The 17,663-nt window shown below is 66.3% G+C and carries 20 protein-coding genes; 15 read left to right on the forward strand and 5 right to left on the reverse strand.

All coding sequences use genetic code 11. The features are described from left to right. Positions 1-83: 83 nt before the first annotated feature. Genes AC5Y47_RS22220 through AC5Y47_RS22230 form a run of 3 tightly spaced genes read left to right on the forward strand, consistent with a single transcriptional unit; the run spans position 84 to position 2,658 of the window. Positions 84-578 carry a nuclear transport factor 2 family protein gene (locus tag AC5Y47_RS22220; RefSeq protein WP_499946414.1) on the forward strand — a complete coding sequence of 165 codons (495 nt, stop codon included), beginning with the start codon at positions 84-86 and terminating at the stop codon, positions 576-578. Further along, complete coding sequence (locus AC5Y47_RS22225) at positions 575-1,672, forward strand: NAD-dependent epimerase/dehydratase family protein (protein WP_499946415.1); 1,098 nt, start codon at positions 575-577, stop codon at positions 1,670-1,672. The genes AC5Y47_RS22220 and AC5Y47_RS22225 overlap by 4 nt, the downstream gene beginning before the upstream one ends. After that, positions 1,669-2,658 (forward strand): NAD-dependent epimerase/dehydratase family protein, encoded by a 990-nt coding sequence (locus AC5Y47_RS22230; protein WP_499946416.1) that lies wholly within the window; start codon positions 1,669-1,671, stop codon positions 2,656-2,658. Before AC5Y47_RS22225 ends, AC5Y47_RS22230 begins: the two co-directional genes overlap by 4 nt. Here the strand turns inward: AC5Y47_RS22230 and AC5Y47_RS22235 are convergent. From AC5Y47_RS22235 to AC5Y47_RS22245, 3 genes are read right to left on the reverse strand one after another with little or no spacing between them, the layout of a single operon-like run. After that, entirely contained in the window at positions 2,652-3,920 is a 1,269-nt protein-coding gene (locus AC5Y47_RS22235; protein WP_499946417.1) for an amidohydrolase family protein, read from the reverse strand. The two genes, AC5Y47_RS22230 and AC5Y47_RS22235, sit on opposite strands and share 7 nt — an antisense overlap. A 17-nt stretch (positions 3,921-3,937) precedes the next feature. Continuing rightward, positions 3,938-4,549 carry a nitroreductase family protein gene (locus AC5Y47_RS22240; RefSeq protein ID WP_499946446.1) on the reverse strand — a complete coding sequence of 204 codons (612 nt, stop codon included), beginning with the start codon at positions 4,547-4,549 and terminating at the stop codon, positions 3,938-3,940. Between the two features lie 37 nt (positions 4,550-4,586). Continuing rightward, positions 4,587-5,432 (reverse strand): SDR family oxidoreductase, encoded by an 846-nt coding sequence (locus tag AC5Y47_RS22245; RefSeq protein ID WP_499946418.1) that lies wholly within the window; start codon positions 5,430-5,432, stop codon positions 4,587-4,589. A 134-nt stretch (positions 5,433-5,566) separates the two neighbouring features. Here AC5Y47_RS22245 and AC5Y47_RS22250 point away from each other — a divergent pair, with 134 nt between their 5' ends. The 8 genes from AC5Y47_RS22250 (at position 5,567) to AC5Y47_RS22285 (ending at position 12,424) form a co-directional block, all read left to right on the forward strand. Beyond that, positions 5,567-6,703, forward strand: coding sequence for a phosphotransferase (locus tag AC5Y47_RS22250; RefSeq protein ID WP_499946419.1), 1,137 nt, complete (start codon positions 5,567-5,569; stop codon positions 6,701-6,703). 138 nt (positions 6,704-6,841) lie between these two features. Continuing rightward, complete coding sequence (locus AC5Y47_RS22255; protein WP_499946420.1) at positions 6,842-7,246, forward strand: DUF4189 domain-containing protein; 405 nt, start codon at positions 6,842-6,844, stop codon at positions 7,244-7,246. A 110-nt stretch (positions 7,247-7,356) separates the two neighbouring features. Further along, complete coding sequence (locus AC5Y47_RS22260; RefSeq protein WP_499946421.1) at positions 7,357-7,737, forward strand: carboxymuconolactone decarboxylase family protein; 381 nt, start codon at positions 7,357-7,359, stop codon at positions 7,735-7,737. A gap of 4 nt (positions 7,738-7,741) precedes the next feature. Continuing rightward, a complete protein-coding gene (locus AC5Y47_RS22265) occupies positions 7,742-8,641 on the forward strand; it encodes an NAD(P)-dependent oxidoreductase (RefSeq protein ID WP_499946422.1) in 900 nt (299 codons plus the stop codon). A 202-nt stretch (positions 8,642-8,843) separates the two neighbouring features. Next, positions 8,844-9,941, forward strand: coding sequence for an amidohydrolase family protein (locus AC5Y47_RS22270; protein WP_499946423.1), 1,098 nt, complete (start codon positions 8,844-8,846; stop codon positions 9,939-9,941). A 29-nt stretch (positions 9,942-9,970) separates the two neighbouring features. Continuing rightward, on the forward strand, positions 9,971-11,125 hold the full coding sequence (locus AC5Y47_RS22275; RefSeq protein WP_499946424.1) for an amidohydrolase family protein: 1,155 nt from the start codon (positions 9,971-9,973) through the stop codon (positions 11,123-11,125). Position 11,126: 1 nt separating this feature from the next. Further along, positions 11,127-11,537 carry a Rieske (2Fe-2S) protein gene (locus AC5Y47_RS22280; protein WP_499946425.1) on the forward strand — a complete coding sequence of 137 codons (411 nt, stop codon included), beginning with the start codon at positions 11,127-11,129 and terminating at the stop codon, positions 11,535-11,537. Further along, positions 11,534-12,424 (forward strand): alpha/beta fold hydrolase, encoded by an 891-nt coding sequence (locus tag AC5Y47_RS22285; RefSeq protein ID WP_499946426.1) that lies wholly within the window; start codon positions 11,534-11,536, stop codon positions 12,422-12,424. Before AC5Y47_RS22280 ends, AC5Y47_RS22285 begins: the two co-directional genes overlap by 4 nt. A gap of 2 nt (positions 12,425-12,426) precedes the next feature. Here the strand turns inward: AC5Y47_RS22285 and AC5Y47_RS22290 are convergent, their stop codons facing one another. Then, the gene (locus AC5Y47_RS22290; protein ID WP_499946427.1) at positions 12,427-12,900 is read right to left on the reverse strand and encodes a hypothetical protein; all 474 of its coding nucleotides are present in this window, start codon (positions 12,898-12,900) and stop codon (positions 12,427-12,429) included. Positions 12,901-12,937: 37 nt separating this feature from the next. Between AC5Y47_RS22290 and AC5Y47_RS22295 the strand changes: the two genes are divergently transcribed. The 4 genes from AC5Y47_RS22295 to AC5Y47_RS22310 are packed head-to-tail and all read left to right on the forward strand — an operon-like array spanning position 12,938 to position 16,235. Then, the gene (locus tag AC5Y47_RS22295; protein WP_499946428.1) at positions 12,938-14,221 is read left to right on the forward strand and encodes an NADH-ubiquinone oxidoreductase-F iron-sulfur binding region domain-containing protein; all 1,284 of its coding nucleotides are present in this window, start codon (positions 12,938-12,940) and stop codon (positions 14,219-14,221) included. A 3-nt stretch (positions 14,222-14,224) separates the two neighbouring features. After that, positions 14,225-14,521 (forward strand): ferredoxin, encoded by a 297-nt coding sequence (locus AC5Y47_RS22300; protein ID WP_499946429.1) that lies wholly within the window; start codon positions 14,225-14,227, stop codon positions 14,519-14,521. Continuing rightward, positions 14,518-15,300 carry an SDR family NAD(P)-dependent oxidoreductase gene (locus tag AC5Y47_RS22305; protein ID WP_499946430.1) on the forward strand — a complete coding sequence of 261 codons (783 nt, stop codon included), beginning with the start codon at positions 14,518-14,520 and terminating at the stop codon, positions 15,298-15,300. The genes AC5Y47_RS22300 and AC5Y47_RS22305 overlap by 4 nt, the downstream gene beginning before the upstream one ends. Further along, on the forward strand, positions 15,288-16,235 hold the full coding sequence (locus tag AC5Y47_RS22310) for a phosphotransferase family protein (RefSeq protein ID WP_499946431.1): 948 nt from the start codon (positions 15,288-15,290) through the stop codon (positions 16,233-16,235). Before AC5Y47_RS22305 ends, AC5Y47_RS22310 begins: the two co-directional genes overlap by 13 nt. A 50-nt stretch (positions 16,236-16,285) precedes the next feature. Here AC5Y47_RS22310 and AC5Y47_RS22315 read toward each other — a convergent pair whose 3' ends face one another. Further along, entirely contained in the window at positions 16,286-17,590 is a 1,305-nt protein-coding gene (locus tag AC5Y47_RS22315) for an acyl-CoA dehydrogenase family protein (RefSeq protein WP_499946432.1), read from the reverse strand. Positions 17,591-17,663: the final 73 nt, after the last annotated feature.

Consider the following 17,663-nt stretch of genomic DNA (forward strand, 5'->3'; position numbering starts at 1 on the left):
TCCGGATTGTCTCGCGAGAATAACATTCTCTTTGAGGGAAGTAGTAATCTCAAAACCGGTTACGACTTACGCGAGGGGGCCAGATGCTGGACACCGCCGCCGTGCTGGTGCAGATCGAGGCGATAAAGCAGCTCAAAGCCCGCTACTGCCGCTATCTGGACACCAAACGCTGGGACGATTGGCGGCGGCTCTTCACCGACGACTTCGTCAGCGATACCTCGCCCTCGGGCGGAAAGCTGATTACCGGAGCCGACGAGTTCGTGTCCTACGTCCGCGGCATGTTGGGCGACAACCCCACCGTGCACCAGGTGCACGCACCGGAAATCGAGCTGACGACCGCGACGTCCGCGACCGGGATCTGGGCGTTGCAGGACGTGGTCCGGCTGCGTCCGGGCATCAACCTCGAGGGCTACGGGCACTATCACGAAACCTACGAGAAGACCGACGCCGGATGGCTGATCAAGACCTCGACGCTGACCCGGTTGCGTGAGGACGTGTTCAATCCATTGTTCTCCGTGCGCATTTCACCGCGGCTGCGCGACGCCGGAGCCGCACTGGCCCGGAGGTTCGAGAAATGAGCGAAACAGTCGTCGTCACCGGCGCTTTCGGGCAGGTCGGCAGGAGAACCTGCGAGATCCTGCTGCGCCGCGGCCGGACGGTGATCGCGATGGATCTGCCCGGCGACAACTCGACCGCCACCGCCGCCGCACTCACCGAAGCCGGACATCCGGGCACGCTGATCACCGAACACACCGATCTCACCGATGCCGCCGCCGTCGCCGCGGTAGTCGGCCGCCACCAGCCCGACGCGATCGTGCACCTCGCGGCTCTGGTCGCACCGCCCTCGTACCGCAACCCCGGACTGGCCCGCAAGATCAACGTCGGCGGCACCCGCAACCTGGTGACCGCCGCGCAGGCACTGAACGAGCCGTCGCTGTTCGTATTCGCTTCCAGCGCAGCGGTTTACGGCTCCCGCAACCCGCACCGGCATCCCGAACGGATCACCGCCGAGACCCCGATCAATCCGATCGACCAGTACGGCGAGGACAAAGTCCTGGCCGAGCAGGTCATCACCGAAAGCTCGCTGCCGCACGCGATCTTGCGCTTGGCCGCGATCGTCTCACCCGATGGCGCCGCCAGCTTCGATGGCGACTACCTGGTGCTGGTGCGCTCCACACCCGTCGACAACCGGATGCATGCGACCGACGCCCGAGACGTCGCGCTGGCCTTCGCCAACGCGGTCGACCGTCGCGCCGCGGTCGACGGCAAGGTGCTGATTATCGCCGGTGACGAAACCTGTGTCCTCACGATGAGCCAGATGCAGGACGACATGATGGCCGCCGTCGGCCTCGGCCGGCTGGGCCCGTCGATCGGTCTCCCCGGCAATCCGGACGACGACCGCGGCTGGGGTTTCACCGGCTGGTTCGACACCACCGAATCCCAAGCGCTGCTCGAGTTTCAGGAACACGACTGGTCCGACACCGTCGCCTATGTCGCCGAGTCGATGGGTCGTCGCCGCTTGCTGCTCAAGGCGCTGGGGCCGGTAATCCGGGTGGGATTGCGCGGGTACTTCAAGCTGCTCGACAGGAGGGAACGCCGCGGACCCTACGCCGACCCGTGGCAGATGATCGCCGCCAAGTACGGCCAAGGCGCGCTGGCTAATCCGTCATGAAACCGAAGAAACTGGTCATCGGAGCCAGTGGCTTTCTGGGCTCGCACGTCACCCGCCAACTCGTCGAAGCCGGCGAAGACGTGCGGGTCATGTTGCGGAAGACCAGTTCCACCAAAGGCATCGACGATCTGACCGTAGAGCGTTGCTACGGCGATGTTTTCGACGATGAGGCACTGCAGGCGGCCATGGAAGGATGCGACGTCGTCTATTACTGCGTCGTCGACGCGCGCATGTGGCTGCGCGACCCCGCGCCGTTGTTCCGCACCAACGTCGAGGGCCTGCGGCACGTGCTGGACGCGGCGTTGGCCGCGAATCTGCGCAAATTCGTATTCACCAGCAGTACCGGAACATTGGCGATCAACGACCACCGCGTGGTCACCGAAGCCGATCCGCACAACTGGAGCGACGGGGGCGCCTACATCGAATCCCGGGTGGCCGCAGAGAACCTGGTCCTTGGATACGCCCGCGAACGCGGTCTGCCGGCCGTCGCCATGTGCATCTCGACCACCTACGGACCGCGCGACCACGCGCCGACACCGCACGGCGGAGCCATCGCCCGGGTGGCCGCCGGCAAGTTGCCGTTCTACATGGGCTTCTCGCTGGAGGTGGTCGGTATCGAAGATGCCGCGCGGGCAATGCTTCTCGCGGCCGACAAGGGCCGAAATGGGGAGCGTTACATCATCTCCGACCGGTATATCAGCACCAAGGAATTGCACGCGATCGCGGCCCGTGCCGTCGGCCGGCGTCCACCGCGCATCCCGGTTCCGATGCCGGTGCTGCGTGTCATGTCACGCATCAACGACGTCGCCGCCCGGTTGGTGGACCGCGACCTCCCGTTCGCCTACGTCGGAACCCGCATGGCGGAGCTGATGTCCCCGCTCGACCACAGCAAGGCCGAGCGCGAATTGGGTTGGCAGCCTGAGCCGGTCGAGGACTCGATCGTCAAGGCCGCGCAGTTCTTCGCGGCGCAATCAGCGCGTCACTGAAGGGCAGACTGCGCCAGCTTCTCCTCGTAGCGTCGCGCCCACTCGGCCCGGGGCCGGATCGACACGTCGACGTCGGCGGCACCGGCCCGCAGCGCACCCACCGTCGACTCGGCTTTGGGCTTGCGGGCGAACGGATCCCAGCCGAAGAAGCGGCAGGAGTTCTGCCAGGTGATCTTGTCGATGTCGACGTCGTCGGCACCGACGCCGTCGAGTTCGGCCAGGACCTGCTCCGGGGCGTCGGGCCAGAAGCAGTCCGAGTGCGGATAGTCGCACTCCCAGGCGATGATGTCGATGCCGATCTCGTGGCGCAACTTCAACGACGTCTTGTCGGTGACATAGCAGGCCAATGAGTGCTCGCGGAACACGTCGCTGGGCAGCTTGTCGCCGAAGTCGCGACGCAGCCACTTCTGGTTGGTGTAGTGCCGATCGCTGCGGTCCAGATAGAAAGGGATCCAACCGATTCCGCCTTCGGAGAAGGCGAACTTCAGGTCGGGATAGTTGCGCATCGCCGGTCCCCACAGCAGATCCTGGGCACACATCGCCGAGATCTGGGTGGCCAGGATGATCAGGTTGTCGATGGGGGCATTGGGCGCCATGCTGATCGCTCCGAAGCCGGTGCCGATATGCAGGCACATCACCACGTTCTGTTCCGACAGCGTCCGGAAAACGGGGGCCCAGTACTCCTCGTCGTGGTAGCTCGGCAGACCTTCCAGGTGCGGCAGTTCCGGCATCGTGACCGCGCGACAACCCTTGGCGGCCACCCGGCGGATCTCCGCGCACATTGCGTCGACGTTCCAGGTCGGCAGGATGGCGATGGGGATGAAGCGGTCCGGATAGGAACCGGCCCATTCGTCGATGTGCCAGTCGTTGTACGCCGACACCATCACCAACGTGGCTTCCTCGCGGTGCATGTTGAGATGGCGTGCGGAGAACCCGGTGAACGTCGGAAAGCACATCGACGCAAGGATTCCGTTGCGGTTCATGTCGCGGACCCGCTCGTGCACGTCGTACACGCCGGGGCGCATCTCGGCGAAACCCGCCGGGTCGCGGCCCCACTCCTCGGCGGGCCAGGACACCACGGCGTTCAGTCCGCTGACGCCCTGCGGCCTGCCCTGGTACATCCATTGATCGACGCCCTTGTCATCGGTCACCACGATCGGCGCCTCGGGCTTGTACTTGGCCGGCACGTGGCGCAGGAACATGTCGGGGGGTTCGACGACGTGGTCGTCGATGCTCACCAGAATCATGTCGTCGACATGCATGCGGAACTCTCCTCTATTCAGCCCAGTAATTGATCGGCCGGACCGTCCCAGTGGTCCAGATCGACGGCCTCGGCGAGCGGGCGGCGCCGCACCGGCCCGTGTTTGCCTGCCGGCCAACCGATTACGACGTGCCCGGCCAGCATCCAGTTGTCAGGTACGCCCACCGCGTCGCGCAGCAGTTGCTCCCCGCCGTAAGACGCCCAACTGGTCATGCAGGCGCCCAGACCCTGGGCGCGGGCGGCCAGCAGGAAGTTCTGCATGGCCGGGAAGATCGAACCGCCGAGCAGCAGCTCCGACGCCGTCGGGTAGTGGATCTGCGCGAACAGCACGGACGTGAATTCGCCTGCCCGGTCGTGCAATTCGTAGGTCGCGCGGTTGGTGCGGGCCCGGCGGCTGTGATCGTCGGGATCCGGCCGGCTCATGCCGTAGACGGGCTCGATCACCTGCAGCGCCTGTGCCGCCGCCTTGGCCACCACGGCGCGCTGTTCGGGTGAACGCAACACGACAAACCGCCACCCCTGCGCGTTGGCACCCGATGGCGCCCACCTGGCCGCGTCGAGACACCGGGTCAGCGTGGCGTCGTCGACGGGTTCGTCGGTGAAACGCCGGATGGTGCGAGCGGTCGACATCACCTCCCAGATGTCATCGCTTGACTGGGTCACTGCGTCACGGCTTCCTCGGGTCCAGGAACAGATCCAGGATCGGGTCGGTTCCACCGCCGTACCGGCTCAGGTCGGACTTGCCCGCTTGGCGCAATACGTCGGCATCGATCAGGCACTCGCCAGTGCTGGACCGGGCGGGCCGGGTCACGATCTCGACCGCCGCATCCGCCATGATCGCCGGGTCGCGCGATCTGGCGAGTTCCGTCTCGGCCGTCGGGGAATTGGCGACGGCGGCGGTGGCGATGTAGGTCTCGGGCCACAGGCAATTGAAAGCTATTCCGGCGTCGGCATATTCGGCTGCCCAGCCCAGCGACAACAGGGACATGCCGTATTTGGACAGGGTGTAGGAGGGATGCGCCCCGAGCCAGTGCGGGCTCAGGTTCAGCGGCGGCGCGATCGTCAGGACATGCGGATTCTGTGATCGTCGCAGGTGCGGGAGGCTGGCTTTGGTCAGCAAGAAGGTGCCGCGGATGTTGATGTCCTGCATCAGGTCGAACTTCTTGGCCGACAGCGATTCGGTGCCTTCGGTGGCGATGGCGCTGGCGTTGTTGACGCAGATGTCGATGCCGCCGAACTCCCCGACCGCGTTGTCGACGGCGCGCTGGACATCCTCTTCGTTGCGGACGTCCCCCACCACCGCGAGCGCCCGGCCGCCGGCTTCCTCTATCTCGCGCGCCGCGGTGTATACGGTGCCCGGCAGTTTGGGATGCGGTTCGGCGGTCTTGGCGAGCAGCGCCACGTTGGCCCCGAGCCGGCCGAGCCCGAGGCCGATGGCCAGTCCGATGCCACGGCTTGCACCCGAAATGATCGCCGTGTGACCGGTCAGCGGCCCGCTGGATTCGCCGCTCATTGCTTCCGCCCCTCCTTGGCACGTGCCTCAGTTGTGTCCCACGAGTCGGACCAGGTCGCTACAGCGTGACAGTTTAGGGAAAATCTGTAAAGTCAGGGTCCGGCCACCCGAACCTGAGCCAAGAACGGACAGCTATGAAAAACCCGCTACGGCAAGCACTCTCCGCCGCCGGGTTGGCCGTGCACCTGGGTCGCGGCGTCGGCCGCGTCGCTACGGACGCCCTGGTCGGTCGTCGCGCCGGACTGCCGCGCGACGTCGATCAGCTCGAACCTGCTGTCCTCTCCGACGTGATGGGTGCCCATGTCGACACGGTCACCGTCCTGGGCAACCACGCGGGGACGTCGTCGCGGGCGCGGCTGGCGCTGACCGGTGACGGGGTACCGGAGTCGGTGTTCGTGAAGCTGACCGCGCAAACTGTCGCCACCCGATTGATGGGTGAACTGGGCCGACTCGGCCACACCGAGGTGCGTTTCTACAGTCAACTCGCCCCGCAGCTCACCGGAGTCCCGAGCGCATACGGGACCGCCTTCGACCGGTGGACCGGCCGTTATCTGCTGGTCCTGGAGGACCTGCCCGCCGACGAGTGCGAGTTTCCTGACACCCTGCATCCGCTGTCGGTCGACCAGGCCGGGCTGATCGTCGAACTGCTGGCCAAGCTGCATGCGACGTTCTGGGGGCGGCTACCCGGCAACGGTCGCGGACCGTTGGGCTGGCTGTACACACCCTCTGGCGACGTCACGTCCCTGCTGACCGGCTCGCTGATGAGCACCTCGATCAAGCGGCTCACCGAACGCACCGACATTGCCGTGGAGAACGGACGTTTCATCGCCGAGAACTACCCTGCCGTCGCCGCGATCCTCGACAGGCCGCCACACACCGTCATGCACGGCGACGCACACCCGGGCAATGTGTACTTCCGCGACGGGAAAGCCGGGCTGCTCGACTGGCAGGCGGTGCGCCGGGGCCACCCGTCGCGCGAACTCGCTTACACGCTGGTGACCAGCCTGACGCCGCAGGACCGCATCGCCGCCCAGCGCGACCTGCTCGATGACTACCGGCGTGCACTGGCCGCAGCCGGCGGACCCGATATCGACCGCGACGACCTGTGGCAGCGTTTCCGCCAGGGTGCGCTGTACGCCTACGTGGCCGCGCTGATCACCGCCGGGATGGGCGGGATGCAGGTCGAGGACATCGCACTGGAGGGCCTGCGGCGCAGCGTGGCCGCACTGGACGACCTCGAAACCGTTGCACTGCTCAAAGTTTCGCTGTAAGCGGCGACCGTCCGCTGCCACGTTGACGCTCGAATCCCGTCGAAACCAGCGCCGGGTCCGGTTATGATAGACACCACTTGTTTCGCGCAGGTAAACATGTGCTCACACGGCCCGTCATCGCAGGAGAAGGAGTAACAAATGACGGCTCGGCAACGGGGTCGCGTCGCTCTGGTACTCGCAAGCCTGATAGCGGCCGGAGCGCTCGCCGTCACGCTCATTCATCCCGCCCGCGCCCACGCCCCCCAGCAACTGCCGAACAATCTGCCGCCGCATGTCACCCACTACGGCGCCATCGCCTACTCCCCGGACGGTGCCTCCGGCAAAGCACGACGTCATCTCAGCAAGTTGGGCGCGGAGCAGGCGGCGCTGGAACGCTGCGGCTCCGCCGCGTGCACGGTGGTGAGCACCTTCACCCGGTGCGGCGCCGTTGCCCATGACGGGACGATCTATCACGGCGGGATCGGTCTGACGCGCCAAGCCGCCGAGCACCATGCCATCAGTAGCCTCGGCCGCGGATGGCCGGTCGACTGGGCATGCAACTGACCGCGTCCGCCCGGCGCCGCTGAATTCCGCTTTCCGACAAGCGGATCGGGCACCCGCCACGCCGGCCCTACACTCCTGACTGTCCGCACTAGTCGCAAAGGAGTCCGGCATTGGACAGCGAGACATACCAGCGGGGACGGCAGATCCGCTCGGAAGTCCTGGGGAAGGCCTATGTCGACAAGGCACTGGCCGAAGCAGACGACTTCACCGGGCCGCTGCAGGATCTCGTCACCGAATACTGCTGGGGCGCGGTGTGGGGACGCGAGGGACTGAGCCGCAAGACCCGCAGCATGCTGAACCTGGCCATGACCTCGGTGCTGAACCGGCCGCACGAGCTGCGCACCCACATCAGGGCCGCCTTGACCAACGGAGTCACGCGCGAGGAGATCCGCGAGATCTTCCTGCAGGTCGCCATCTACGCCGGAGTTCCGGCGGCGGTCGACAGCTTCCGCGCTGCCGGGGAGATCTTCGACGAGCTCGGCGAGAGCTGACACCGTGGACATCGGCTTTATCGGGTTGGGCCAGATGGGATTTCCGATGGCGCGTCGGCTCGCCGAAGCGGGTCACCAGATCGTCGCCTTCGACACCAGCGCCATCGCTCTCGAGCGGGTCGCGGCCCTCGGCGCCCAGACGGCCTCCTGCGCGCGGGACGTCGCCGACAGAGCGGAGACTGTGCTGGCCAGTCTGCCGACGCCGGCCGCGTCGCTCGCCGTGGCCACCGGCCCGGCCGGGGTCATCGAGGGCTCGCGAGTCAGACACTATGTCGACCTGTCCACCACCGGCAGCCACACCGCGCTGCGGATCCACGAGCTTCTTGCCCGTCGCGACATCGTCGTCATCGACAGCCCGGTCAGCGGTGGCGTCGGCGGCGCCGAGCGCGGAACGCTGGCGCTGATGGTGTCGGGCCCACGGGAAGCCTTCGACGCCGTCGCCGGCGTGCTCGAGACGCTTGGCCGTCCCTTCTACATCGGCGCCAAACCCGGCGCCGGGCAAACCATGAAGCTGGCGAACAACATCCTCGCGGCCAATGTGCTGGTCGCCACGGCAGAAGTGGTGGTGATGGGGGTCAAGGCGGGCCTGGACCCGGCCGTGATGATCGAGGTGCTCAACGCCGGTTCGGGCGGCACCAGCGCCAGCCGGGACAAGTTCCCCCGGGCGATCCTGCCGCGCACCTTCGATTACGGGTTCGCCACCGGCCTGATGGTCAAAGACGTCCGGCTCTACCTGGAGGAAGCACGCGCGCTGGGGGTGCCGACCGACCTGGCCGACGCCGTCGGACAGCTGTGGGAGGCCGCCGCCCGCCACCAGGGATTCGACTCCGACTTCACCGCGGTCATCAAGCCGTTCGAACAGGCGGCAGGCGTCACCGTCGAGGCGGCGGAGCCCCCGCAATAAGTTACATCCGACGCCGAGAATGTTATTATCCTTTGAGAAGAACTACACTTGCAGGCGAGCCATAAAATGTGCTGCTACCTGGACAGATGAGTAACCGAAACGCTTACCGGGAATCCGTTGAGGGATGGCGAGGCAGAATGTTAGGTTATCTATCATATGACCTGGCCGAGCCTGGTCCCGCCGGTGCCGGAGGGTGGCAATCGTGATCGAAGATGCTGACGGAGTCCGCACGCCGGTCATCGACGCCAGCGTGCACATCTTCTTTCCGTCCAACAAAGACCTGCGCAGCTTCCTGCGCGAGCCGTTCAAGAGCCGTGGTTTCCCCGACTACGAAAACGACTGGTACGGCGCGCCGGGCGGCGAGTACGCGCCCAACACCAAAGGGCCGGAACGGGGCCGCAGCTATCCGGGTTCGGATCCCGAATTCGTTGCCCACGAACTGTTTTCCAAGCGCGGGGTGGATGTGGCGATCCTGCACCCGATGGGTCGCGGGATCATGCCGGACCGGCATCTGGGCAGCGCGCTGCACGCGGCGCACAACGAGATGATGGTGTCGCGCTGGCTGGAGCACGACGAGTTCGGCGAACGTTTTCGGGGCACCATCCGGGTCAATCCCGACGACGTCGCCGGCGCGCTGCGCGAGATCGGGAAGTACCGGGACCACCCGCGGGTGGTTCAGCTCGGTCTTCCGCTGCAGTCCCGCGAGGTCTACGGGAAGCCGCAGTTCTGGCCGTTGTTCGAAGCTGCCGTCGACGCCGGCCTGCCGATCGCGGTGCACATCGAGTCCGGCTCGGGCATCGGCTTCGCCCCGACGCCGTCCGGCAATACCCGCACCTACGAGCAATACGTCAGCTTCATGGCGCTGAACTACCTCTATCACCTGATGAACATGATCGCCGAGGGCGTGTTCGAACGCTTCCCCGGCCTGAAATTCGTCTGGGCCGACGGCGCCGCCGACTTCGTGACGCCGTTCATGTGGCGGATGGACACGTTCGGCCGGCCGCACCTGGAACAGACGCCCTGGGCCCCGCGGATACCGAGTGACTACCTGCCCGGCCACGTCTATTTCGTGCAGGGTGCGCTGGACGGACCCGGCGACGTCGAGTTCGCCGGCGAATGGTTCGGCTTCACCGGCAAGGACGACATGGTGATGTTCGGCTCCAGCTATCCGCACTGGCAGTGCGGTGACATCCGCAAGCTGCCCAAGGCGCTTTCGGACGAACAGCGCGAGAAGGTGTGTTGGCGCAACGCGGCGCAGCTCTACGGCATAGACATCCCCGCCGGGGTGGGCGCACAGTAGAAAAGACGGGCCAGACCGAGGAGATTGAGATGACCGTGACGTCTTCCACGCATTCGCAGGAGCGGGTTCCGCCCGCCGAGCGCATAGCCGTCCGCTGCGTCGACTCCGATGTCCACCCGGCGCCCAAGCGCGGCGAACTCCTCCCCTACATCCCGGAACCGTGGCGCAGCAAGTACTTTCTGACCCGCACCGTCGGTGAGCAGATCTACTACGACGCTCCGGATTACGCGCACAGCTATGCGATGCGGGTGGACTCGTTCCCGCCCAACGGCGAGTTCCCCTGCAGCGACCCGGACCTCGCTTTCCGCCAGCTGATCATGGAGGCCGGCTCGGACATCGCGATCCTGGAACCGGCGGCGTATCCGGCCCGCATTCACGAGGCGCAGCACGCCATGTCGGTCGCGTTGAACGACTGGCAGGCCAATCACTGGCTGGACAGCCACAACAACTGGCACCAGCGCTGGCGCGGGTCGATCTGCGCCGCGATTGAGGACCCGGAAGCAGCGGTGCGCGAGATCGAACGCTGGGTGGGGCACCCGTACATGGCGCAGATCCTGATCAAGGCCGAGCCGCGGCCGTCCTGGGGTCACCCCAAATACGACCCGATCTGGGCGGCCGCCACCAAGCACGACATCACGGTGAGCTGTCACCTGTCCCGCAGCCACTACGAGGAGCTACCGACACCCCCGGTAGGTTTCCCCAGCTACAACCACGACTTCATGGTCACCTACTCGTTGTTGGCCGCCAACCAGGTGATGAGCCTGATCTTCGACGGCGTGTTCGACCGGTTCCCGACCCTGCGGATCGTCTTCGTCGAGCACGCGTTCACCTGGATCCTGCCGCTGATGTGGCGGATGGACGCCATCTACGAGGCACGCAAGTCGTGGGTCGATATCAAGCGCAAACCGTCCGAATACGTCAAGGACCACATCAAATTCACCACCCAGCCGCTGGATTACCCCGAAGACAAGACCGAGCTGACCCGTGCGCTGGAGTGGATGGAGTGCGAGAAGATCCTGCTGTTCTCCTCGGACTACCCGCACTGGACGTTCGACGACCCGCGCTGGCTGGTCAAGCACCTGCCCAAAGCGGCCCGCGACGCGGTGATGTACAAGAACGGCATCGCGACATACCACCTCCCCGAGACCGTGCCGGTGCTCGAGGGACAGGTTCGGGTGCTCTGAGTTGACAGCTGAAGACAACGGGGCGGTGCGAAGCCCCCAGCCCCGCCTCGCCCAGGGCCGCGAGCATGTGGTGGCGACCGTCGACGAAATCCCGCCCGGCACACACAAACTCGTGCCGATCGGACGTCACGGCGTCGGCGTCTACAACGTCAACGGCACTTTCTACGCGATCGCGAATTACTGTCCCCATCAAGGCGGCCCACTGTGCTCGGGGCGGGCCCGCGGTCGCACCGTGGTCGACGAGTCGGCTCCCGGCGACGCCGTGATGGTGCGCGATCTGGAGTTCATCTACTGCCCCTGGCACCAGTGGGGTTTCGAGCTGGCGACGGGTACCACCGCGGTCAAGCCGGAGTGGAGCATCCGCACCTATCCGGTCCGCGTGATCGGCAATGACGTGTTGGTGATGGCGTGACGGCGCAGGAGAATCGGGTGTCCACGGTCGAGGTCAACGGCGGCAACGTAGTCTACGAAATCCTCGGCGACTCAGGCGATCTCATCGTAATGACGCCGGGCGGCCGATTCAGCAAGGACGTGCCGGGACTGCGCCCGTTGGCCGAGGCGCTGGTTGCCGGAGGGTACCGCGCGCTGCTGTGGGACCGTCCCAATTGCGGCGCCTCCGACGTGCAGTTCTACGGGCAGAGCGAGTCGCACATGCGCGCCGAGACGCTGCACGGTCTGCTGCAGGCGCTGGGCGTCGAAAGGTGCATTCTGGCGGGAGGCTCTGGCGGAGCACGAGATTCGATGCTCACCACCATGCTCTACCCCGACCTGGTCAAGAAGCTGGTGGTGTGGAACATCGTCGGCGGCGTCTACGGCACCTTCGTGCTGGGTTCCTACTACGTGGTTCCCAGCATCCTCGCGGTCCGCGGCACCGGCATGGACGGCGTGACGAAAGTGGCCGAGTGGCGTGAGCGGATCGAGGAGAACCCGGCCAACAAACAGCGGTTCCTCGACTTCGACAACGCCGAGTTCCTCAAGGTGATGATGCGCTGGCTCAACGCGTTCGTGTCCAAGCCGGGACAGACCATCCCGGGCGTCGAAGACGAGATGTTCGACCGCATCAAGGTTCCCACGCTGATCATCCGCGGCGGCGAGAACGACCTCGACCACCCGAAGCGCACGTCGCTGGAAGTCAGCTGTTTGATCAAGGGATCCACGCTGATCGACCCGCCGTGGCCCGAGGACGCCTGGGAACGGGCATCGGAAGATCGCGCGGCCGGCCGGGTCACGCACTTCAACATGTTCGACACCTGGGTGCTGGCCGCGCCGCCGATCCTCGAATTCCTGGGCAGCACATGAGGTCAGCGGGTGCGGATGTGGACCTCACAGTTCAGCGATGCCTCGAGTGCGGTGTGGATGCGGCTCTCGGGAATCCGGTCGAGGTCTTCTTCGCGCAACGTGACGTAGACGATGTCGTAGCCGTCCCCGCCGGGCTCGCGCACGACTTCGCCGCGCAGGCCGAACCCGGACAACACGCCGTGGGCGTCGTCGTCGGTACCACGACTGACGAAGGTGACCACGCCGGCCGCCGGATTGGTATCGAAAGCTTTGCGGCACAAGTCGATTGCCAGATTCATAGTGGCATCGACGTCCTCGCCGGCAATCAGCATCTCGACCTCACGCCGGGCCGGTGGTCTGCCGGGCAGATCGATTTCCACCACGTCGGCACCGCGCTGACGGGTCAGATCGAGGAGCGTTGCCATGCCCTCAGCTAGCTGCGACGGTGTCAGGACACCGGTCGGGTCGACGTTGACGCGCACCACCGCAGTCCGCATGCGGGCAAGCCTAACCGCAACCAAGACGGGTTAGCCGATGCAGACCAAGTCCACCGTCGTGACCGCAACCTGGCCCGGTTGCCCGCCGCGGCTGCTGACCACAGAGTCCGCGGTCGAGGACCTGACGGCATATCGCGAACGCGGCGGCTACCAGCCACTCGTCGACGTCGAGCAGTTGCTGGCCGAAGTCGAGAGCAGCGGACTGCGGGGCCGCGGCGGCGCGGGTTTCCCACTCGCGGTCAAGTTGCACACGGTGCGCACCAACGGCCGCATCAGCGGAGGCGCGGTCGTGATCGCCAATGGTGAAGAGGGAGAACCGGCTTCGGTCAAGGACCGGTGGCTGCTTCGCCACCGGCCGCACCTGGTTCTGGACGGTCTGCGGTTGGCCGCGGCGGTCGTGGCCGCCGAACGCGCCTACGTCTACGTGTCGGACCCGGAGTCGGCACGCAGCGTCGAAACCGCCATCAGCGAACTCGACTCGGCCACGTTGAGCATCGAGGTGCGCTCGGTGCAGCCCGGCTACGTCGCCGGCGAGGAGACCGCCGCGGTCAATGCGATCAACGGCGGCCCTACCAAGCCCACGGACAAGCCGCCCCGGCCGTTCGAAGTCGGCGTCGGCGGCCGACCCACCCTGGTGAGCAATGTCGAGACACTGGCCAATCTGGTTTACCTGCAGGCCCACGGTGCGGCGGAGTTCCGTTCCCAGGGCACGGCCCAGTCACCCGGCACGTTCCTGGCGACCGTCACCGGAGCCGGCCGTCCGGCCGTGCTCTACGAACTGCCCCACGGTCTCCCGTTCGCCGATCTCCTTGCGTTCCACGGCGTTTCACCCGACGAGCTACGCGGTGTCCTGATGGGCGGTTACTTTGCCGGGCTGCTCAATCGCCGCGTACTGCAGACCACGCTGGACCACGAGGCGATCAGAGAGCTCAACAGCGGATTGGGCAGTGGCGCAATCTCGCTCATCGTCGGCGAGTGCCCGGTCGCGGTCGCCGCCGCGGTGCTGGCGTACTTCGACCGGGAGAACGCCGGCCAGTGCGGTTCCTGCTTCAACGGCACCGCGGCGATGGCGGCCGCCGCCGGTGCGCTGCGCGACGGGGTGGCGACGGCCGAGGACGTGGACCGGTTGCGTCGCTGGTCGGTGGTGTTACGCGGGCGCGGCGCTTGCGGGACCCTGGATGCCGCCTGCAACGCCGCGGCATCCCTGCTCGAGGAGTTCCCCGACGAAGTGGCCCGCCACCTCGAGGGCGCCTGCCCGGACTGCCGGGACGACGCTTATCGGCCCGAACGTCCGTACCTGGCAATGGAAACGGATGGTTGAGTTATGAAGATCCGTCTGGACCGCACCATCTGCGACGGCTTCGGATTGTGCGCCAAGCACGCCCCTGACTACTTTTCGCTCGACGACTGGGGATATGCGTGCCTGGTGGGCGACGGCGACGTACCGCAGCAGGATCGCGACGCGGTGCTGCGGGCGCTGCTGGACTGCCCGGTGCACGCCATCACCGAGGTCGGCGAGCCCCGGCCGAGCACCCCACGCCCGGAGTTGCATGACGAGGACGATCCCGCCTCGCGCGTCAAAACCGAAGCCAACGAAGCCGAGTGGGGATTCATCCGTTGAACAGGTGCGCCGGACTGACTGCCTTGGTGACCGGCAGCAGCCGGGGCCTGGGCAAGGCGATCGCGGCGCGGCTGGCGGCCGAGGGCGCCACCGTGGCCATCACCGCACGGACCTACGAGCCGGATCCGAAATATCAAGGGTCGCTGCGAGAGACGCTCGCCGAGATCACCGCCGAGGGCGGCTCGGCGATCGCGATCCAGGCGGACCTGTCCAAAACCGAGGAACGCGAGCGGCTGTTCGCCGAAGTCGTCGACCGCATCGGCGCGCCCGACATCCTGGTCAACAACGCGGCGGTGACGTTCCTGCGGCCGCTGGACACGTTCCCGGAGAAGCGGGTGCGCCTGATGATGGAGATGCACGTCCTCGCGCCGTTGCACCTCACCCAGCTGGCCATCCCGGCGATGCGGGAGCGCCGCCGCGGCTGGGTGCTCAACGTGACCTCGGTCGGTGGCGACCTGCCGTCGGGTCCGCCCTTCGACGAATTCGACCGCGGCGCCGGATTCGGGATCTACGGCACGGTCAAGGCCGCGCTGAACAGGCTCACCAAAAGCCTTGCCGCAGAACTGTATGACGACGGCATAGCGGTCAACGCGGCCGCGCCGTCCAAACCGGTCGCGACGCCGGGTGCCGGCACCCTGGATCTGGCCAAGACCGACACCGAAGACATCGCCCTGATCACCCAGACCGCGCTCGAGTTGGTCACGTGCGACCCCGCGTCGACGACCGGACGAATCGCTCACACCCAGACCTTCCTGCGCGAAATCGGATGGCTGGACTGACTCTCGATGCGCTGCGCGGGCGGCTGCCCGACGTCGAGGATCTGGGCCCGCTGACCGGCGGGGCCTCCAGCCTGACGTACGCCGGAAGCCGGGCCGGCCGTCGCGTGGTGATCAAGGTGGCTCCGACCGGCATGGCACCCGTCGGGCATCGCGATGTGCTCCGCCAATGCCGCATCATCAGGGCGCTGGAGTCGACTCCGGTACCCGTCCCCGAGGTGCTGTGGGAGGACCCCGGCGAGCCCCCGCTGTTCGTCATGTCGTGGGCGGAGGGCAGTTCACTGGAGCCCCTCTACGATCTCGGCGACGCCCCCGAGAACGAAACCGTCGTGGCCGCGCGGTACCGAGACGCGGCGGCAACCATGGCCGCGTTGCACCGGATCCAACCGGCGACCATCGGCTTGCAAGACGAACCGATCGTGGGGATTGAGGCCGAAATCGCGCGCTGGTGCGCGGCATTGGAGACGGTGGATCCCGCGTTGGCACCCGGATGGCGGGACGTGGTTGCCGCAGTGCGGGATTCGGCGCCCTCGCCGATACCTCCCGCCGTGGTGCACGGTGATTTCCGGCTCGGCAACCTGCTGGCCGTCGAAGGCCGCGTCACGGCAGTGATCGACTGGGAGATCTGGTCGGTGGGCGACCCGCGCATCGACGCCGGATGGTTCCTGATCAACAGCGACCCGGCGACGTACCGGCGCACCACGCCGTACGTAGGCCGCACCCCGCCGGTTACCGAATTGGCCGCGATCTACCAAGCCGAGCTGGGATATCCGGTACCCGACCTGGACTGGTTCCAGGCGCTGGCCTGTTTCAAGTCCGTGGCCACCTGGTCGTTGATCGTCAAACACAACCGGCGGCGGGAGCGACCGGATGCCGGCCTGGAAGCAATGTCAGACGCGTTGCCGCACTTGCTGTCCCGCGTCCTGGCCCACCTATGACGCCGAGTGGGAATCTCACGACGCGACGCGCCGACGGACTGTCGTGAAAGTCACGCTCGGGTGGGTCGGATACCTGCCAGTTGCGAGCCGAACTTGCGCTCGGCGGCCTCGCGCAGCCGCAGGAGATGTTCGGAGGGAAACAGGTCCGGTGCCGGCTGGTAGTCCTTGAGCAGCTGTCGCGCCAGCACGGTCTTGTGCACTTCGGTTGGCCCGTCGGCCAATCCGAGCACGAACGACTCCACCAGATGCTGCACGAACGGCATCTCGTGCGTGGTGCCCAGCGAACCGTGCACCTGCAGCGCCCGGGCCGACACGTCGTGCAGGACCTTCTGCATCATCGCCTTGACGGCCGAGATGTCGGCACGCACCGCCTTGTAGTCGTTGTGCTGGTCGATCTTCCACGCGGTCTGCAATGTCAACAGCCGGAACGCCTCGATCTCCATCCACGAGTCCGCGATCATCTCCTGCACCAGCTGCTTGTTGCCCAGCATGTCCCCCTGGGTGTACCGGGAAACCGCCCGCTCGCAGAGCATGTCGAAGATGCGGCGGACCAGGCCGACGGTGCGCATGGCGTGGTGGATACGCCCGCCGCCCAGCCGGGTCTGCGCCACCACGAACGCTCCGCCGCGCGGACCGAGCATGTGATCGGTGGGCACCCGCACGTTCTCGTAGCGCACATAGCCTTCACGGCCCCCGCCGCCGAGAGGCTGATAACCCAGTCCCACGTCGCGCAGGACGTTGATACCCGGCGTCTCGCCCGGTACCACGAACATCGAATGCCGTTGGTAGGGCGGCGCTTCGGGGTCCGTCACCGCCATGACGATCAGGAAGGACGCCATCGACGCGAAGGAGGAGAACCACTTCTCGCCGTTGATGATCCAGTGGTCACCGTCCTGCACCGCCGACGTGGTGAACACCTTCGGGTCGGCGCCGCCCTGCGGCTCGGTCATCGAGAAGCACGACACGATCCGGTTGTCCAGCAACGGCTCCAGATAACGCTGCTTGAGCTCCGGGGTGCCGTAGTGGGCCAGGATCTCACTGTTGCCGGAATCGGGTGCCTGAGAACCGAATACGATCGGCGCGCATTCGGAGCGACCGAGAATCTCGTTGAGCAGAGCCAATTTCAACTGACCGTACCCGGGCCCACCGAGATGCGGACCCAGATGGGTCGCCCACAGGCCGCGCTCCTTGACGATGTTCTGCAGCGGCGGGATCAGGGCCTGGCGAACCGGGTCGTTCAGGTCGTGAGATTCCTTGACCAGCAGGTCCACCGGCTCGCACTCGGAACGCACGAAGTCCTCCACCCAGGCCAGCTGGGCCGCCCATTGCGGGTCAGTCGAAAAGTCCCACGCCATGGGCTGATTCCTTTCTATCGACGTTGAGTCTGCGCCTAGGGCGCGATATCAGCCAAAATCGCGCCCTGAGCGC

The organism is Mycobacterium sp. NGS22 (genome assembly GCF_059813095.1).

What these genes read in the sequence shown, in the direction of transcription:
- AC5Y47_RS22225 (WP_499946415.1), top strand. Translation starts at nt 575, where the DNA reads ATGAGCGAAACAGTCGTCGTCACCGGCGCTTTCGGGCAGGTCGGCAGG.
- AC5Y47_RS22310 (WP_499946431.1), top strand. Translation starts at nt 15,288, where the DNA reads ATGGCTGGACTGACTCTCGATGCGCTGCGCGGGCGGCTGCCCGACGTC.
- AC5Y47_RS22240 (WP_499946446.1), bottom strand. Translation starts at nt 4,549, where the DNA reads ATGTCGACCGCTCGCACCATCCGGCGTTTCACCGACGAACCCGTCGAC.
- AC5Y47_RS22230 (WP_499946416.1), top strand. Translation starts at nt 1,669, where the DNA reads ATGAAACCGAAGAAACTGGTCATCGGAGCCAGTGGCTTTCTGGGCTCG.
- AC5Y47_RS22295 (WP_499946428.1), top strand. Translation starts at nt 12,938, where the DNA reads ATGCAGACCAAGTCCACCGTCGTGACCGCAACCTGGCCCGGTTGCCCG.
- AC5Y47_RS22290 (WP_499946427.1), bottom strand. Translation starts at nt 12,900, where the DNA reads ATGCGGACTGCGGTGGTGCGCGTCAACGTCGACCCGACCGGTGTCCTG.
- AC5Y47_RS22315 (WP_499946432.1), bottom strand. Translation starts at nt 17,590, where the DNA reads ATGGCGTGGGACTTTTCGACTGACCCGCAATGGGCGGCCCAGCTGGCC.
- AC5Y47_RS22250 (WP_499946419.1), top strand. Translation starts at nt 5,567, where the DNA reads ATGAAAAACCCGCTACGGCAAGCACTCTCCGCCGCCGGGTTGGCCGTG.
- AC5Y47_RS22300 (WP_499946429.1), top strand. Translation starts at nt 14,225, where the DNA reads ATGAAGATCCGTCTGGACCGCACCATCTGCGACGGCTTCGGATTGTGC.
- AC5Y47_RS22220 (WP_499946414.1), top strand. Translation starts at nt 84, where the DNA reads ATGCTGGACACCGCCGCCGTGCTGGTGCAGATCGAGGCGATAAAGCAG.
- AC5Y47_RS22235 (WP_499946417.1), bottom strand. Translation starts at nt 3,920, where the DNA reads ATGCATGTCGACGACATGATTCTGGTGAGCATCGACGACCACGTCGTC.
- AC5Y47_RS22275 (WP_499946424.1), top strand. Translation starts at nt 9,971, where the DNA reads ATGACCGTGACGTCTTCCACGCATTCGCAGGAGCGGGTTCCGCCCGCC.
- AC5Y47_RS22245 (WP_499946418.1), bottom strand. Translation starts at nt 5,432, where the DNA reads ATGAGCGGCGAATCCAGCGGGCCGCTGACCGGTCACACGGCGATCATT.
- AC5Y47_RS22255 (WP_499946420.1), top strand. Translation starts at nt 6,842, where the DNA reads ATGACGGCTCGGCAACGGGGTCGCGTCGCTCTGGTACTCGCAAGCCTG.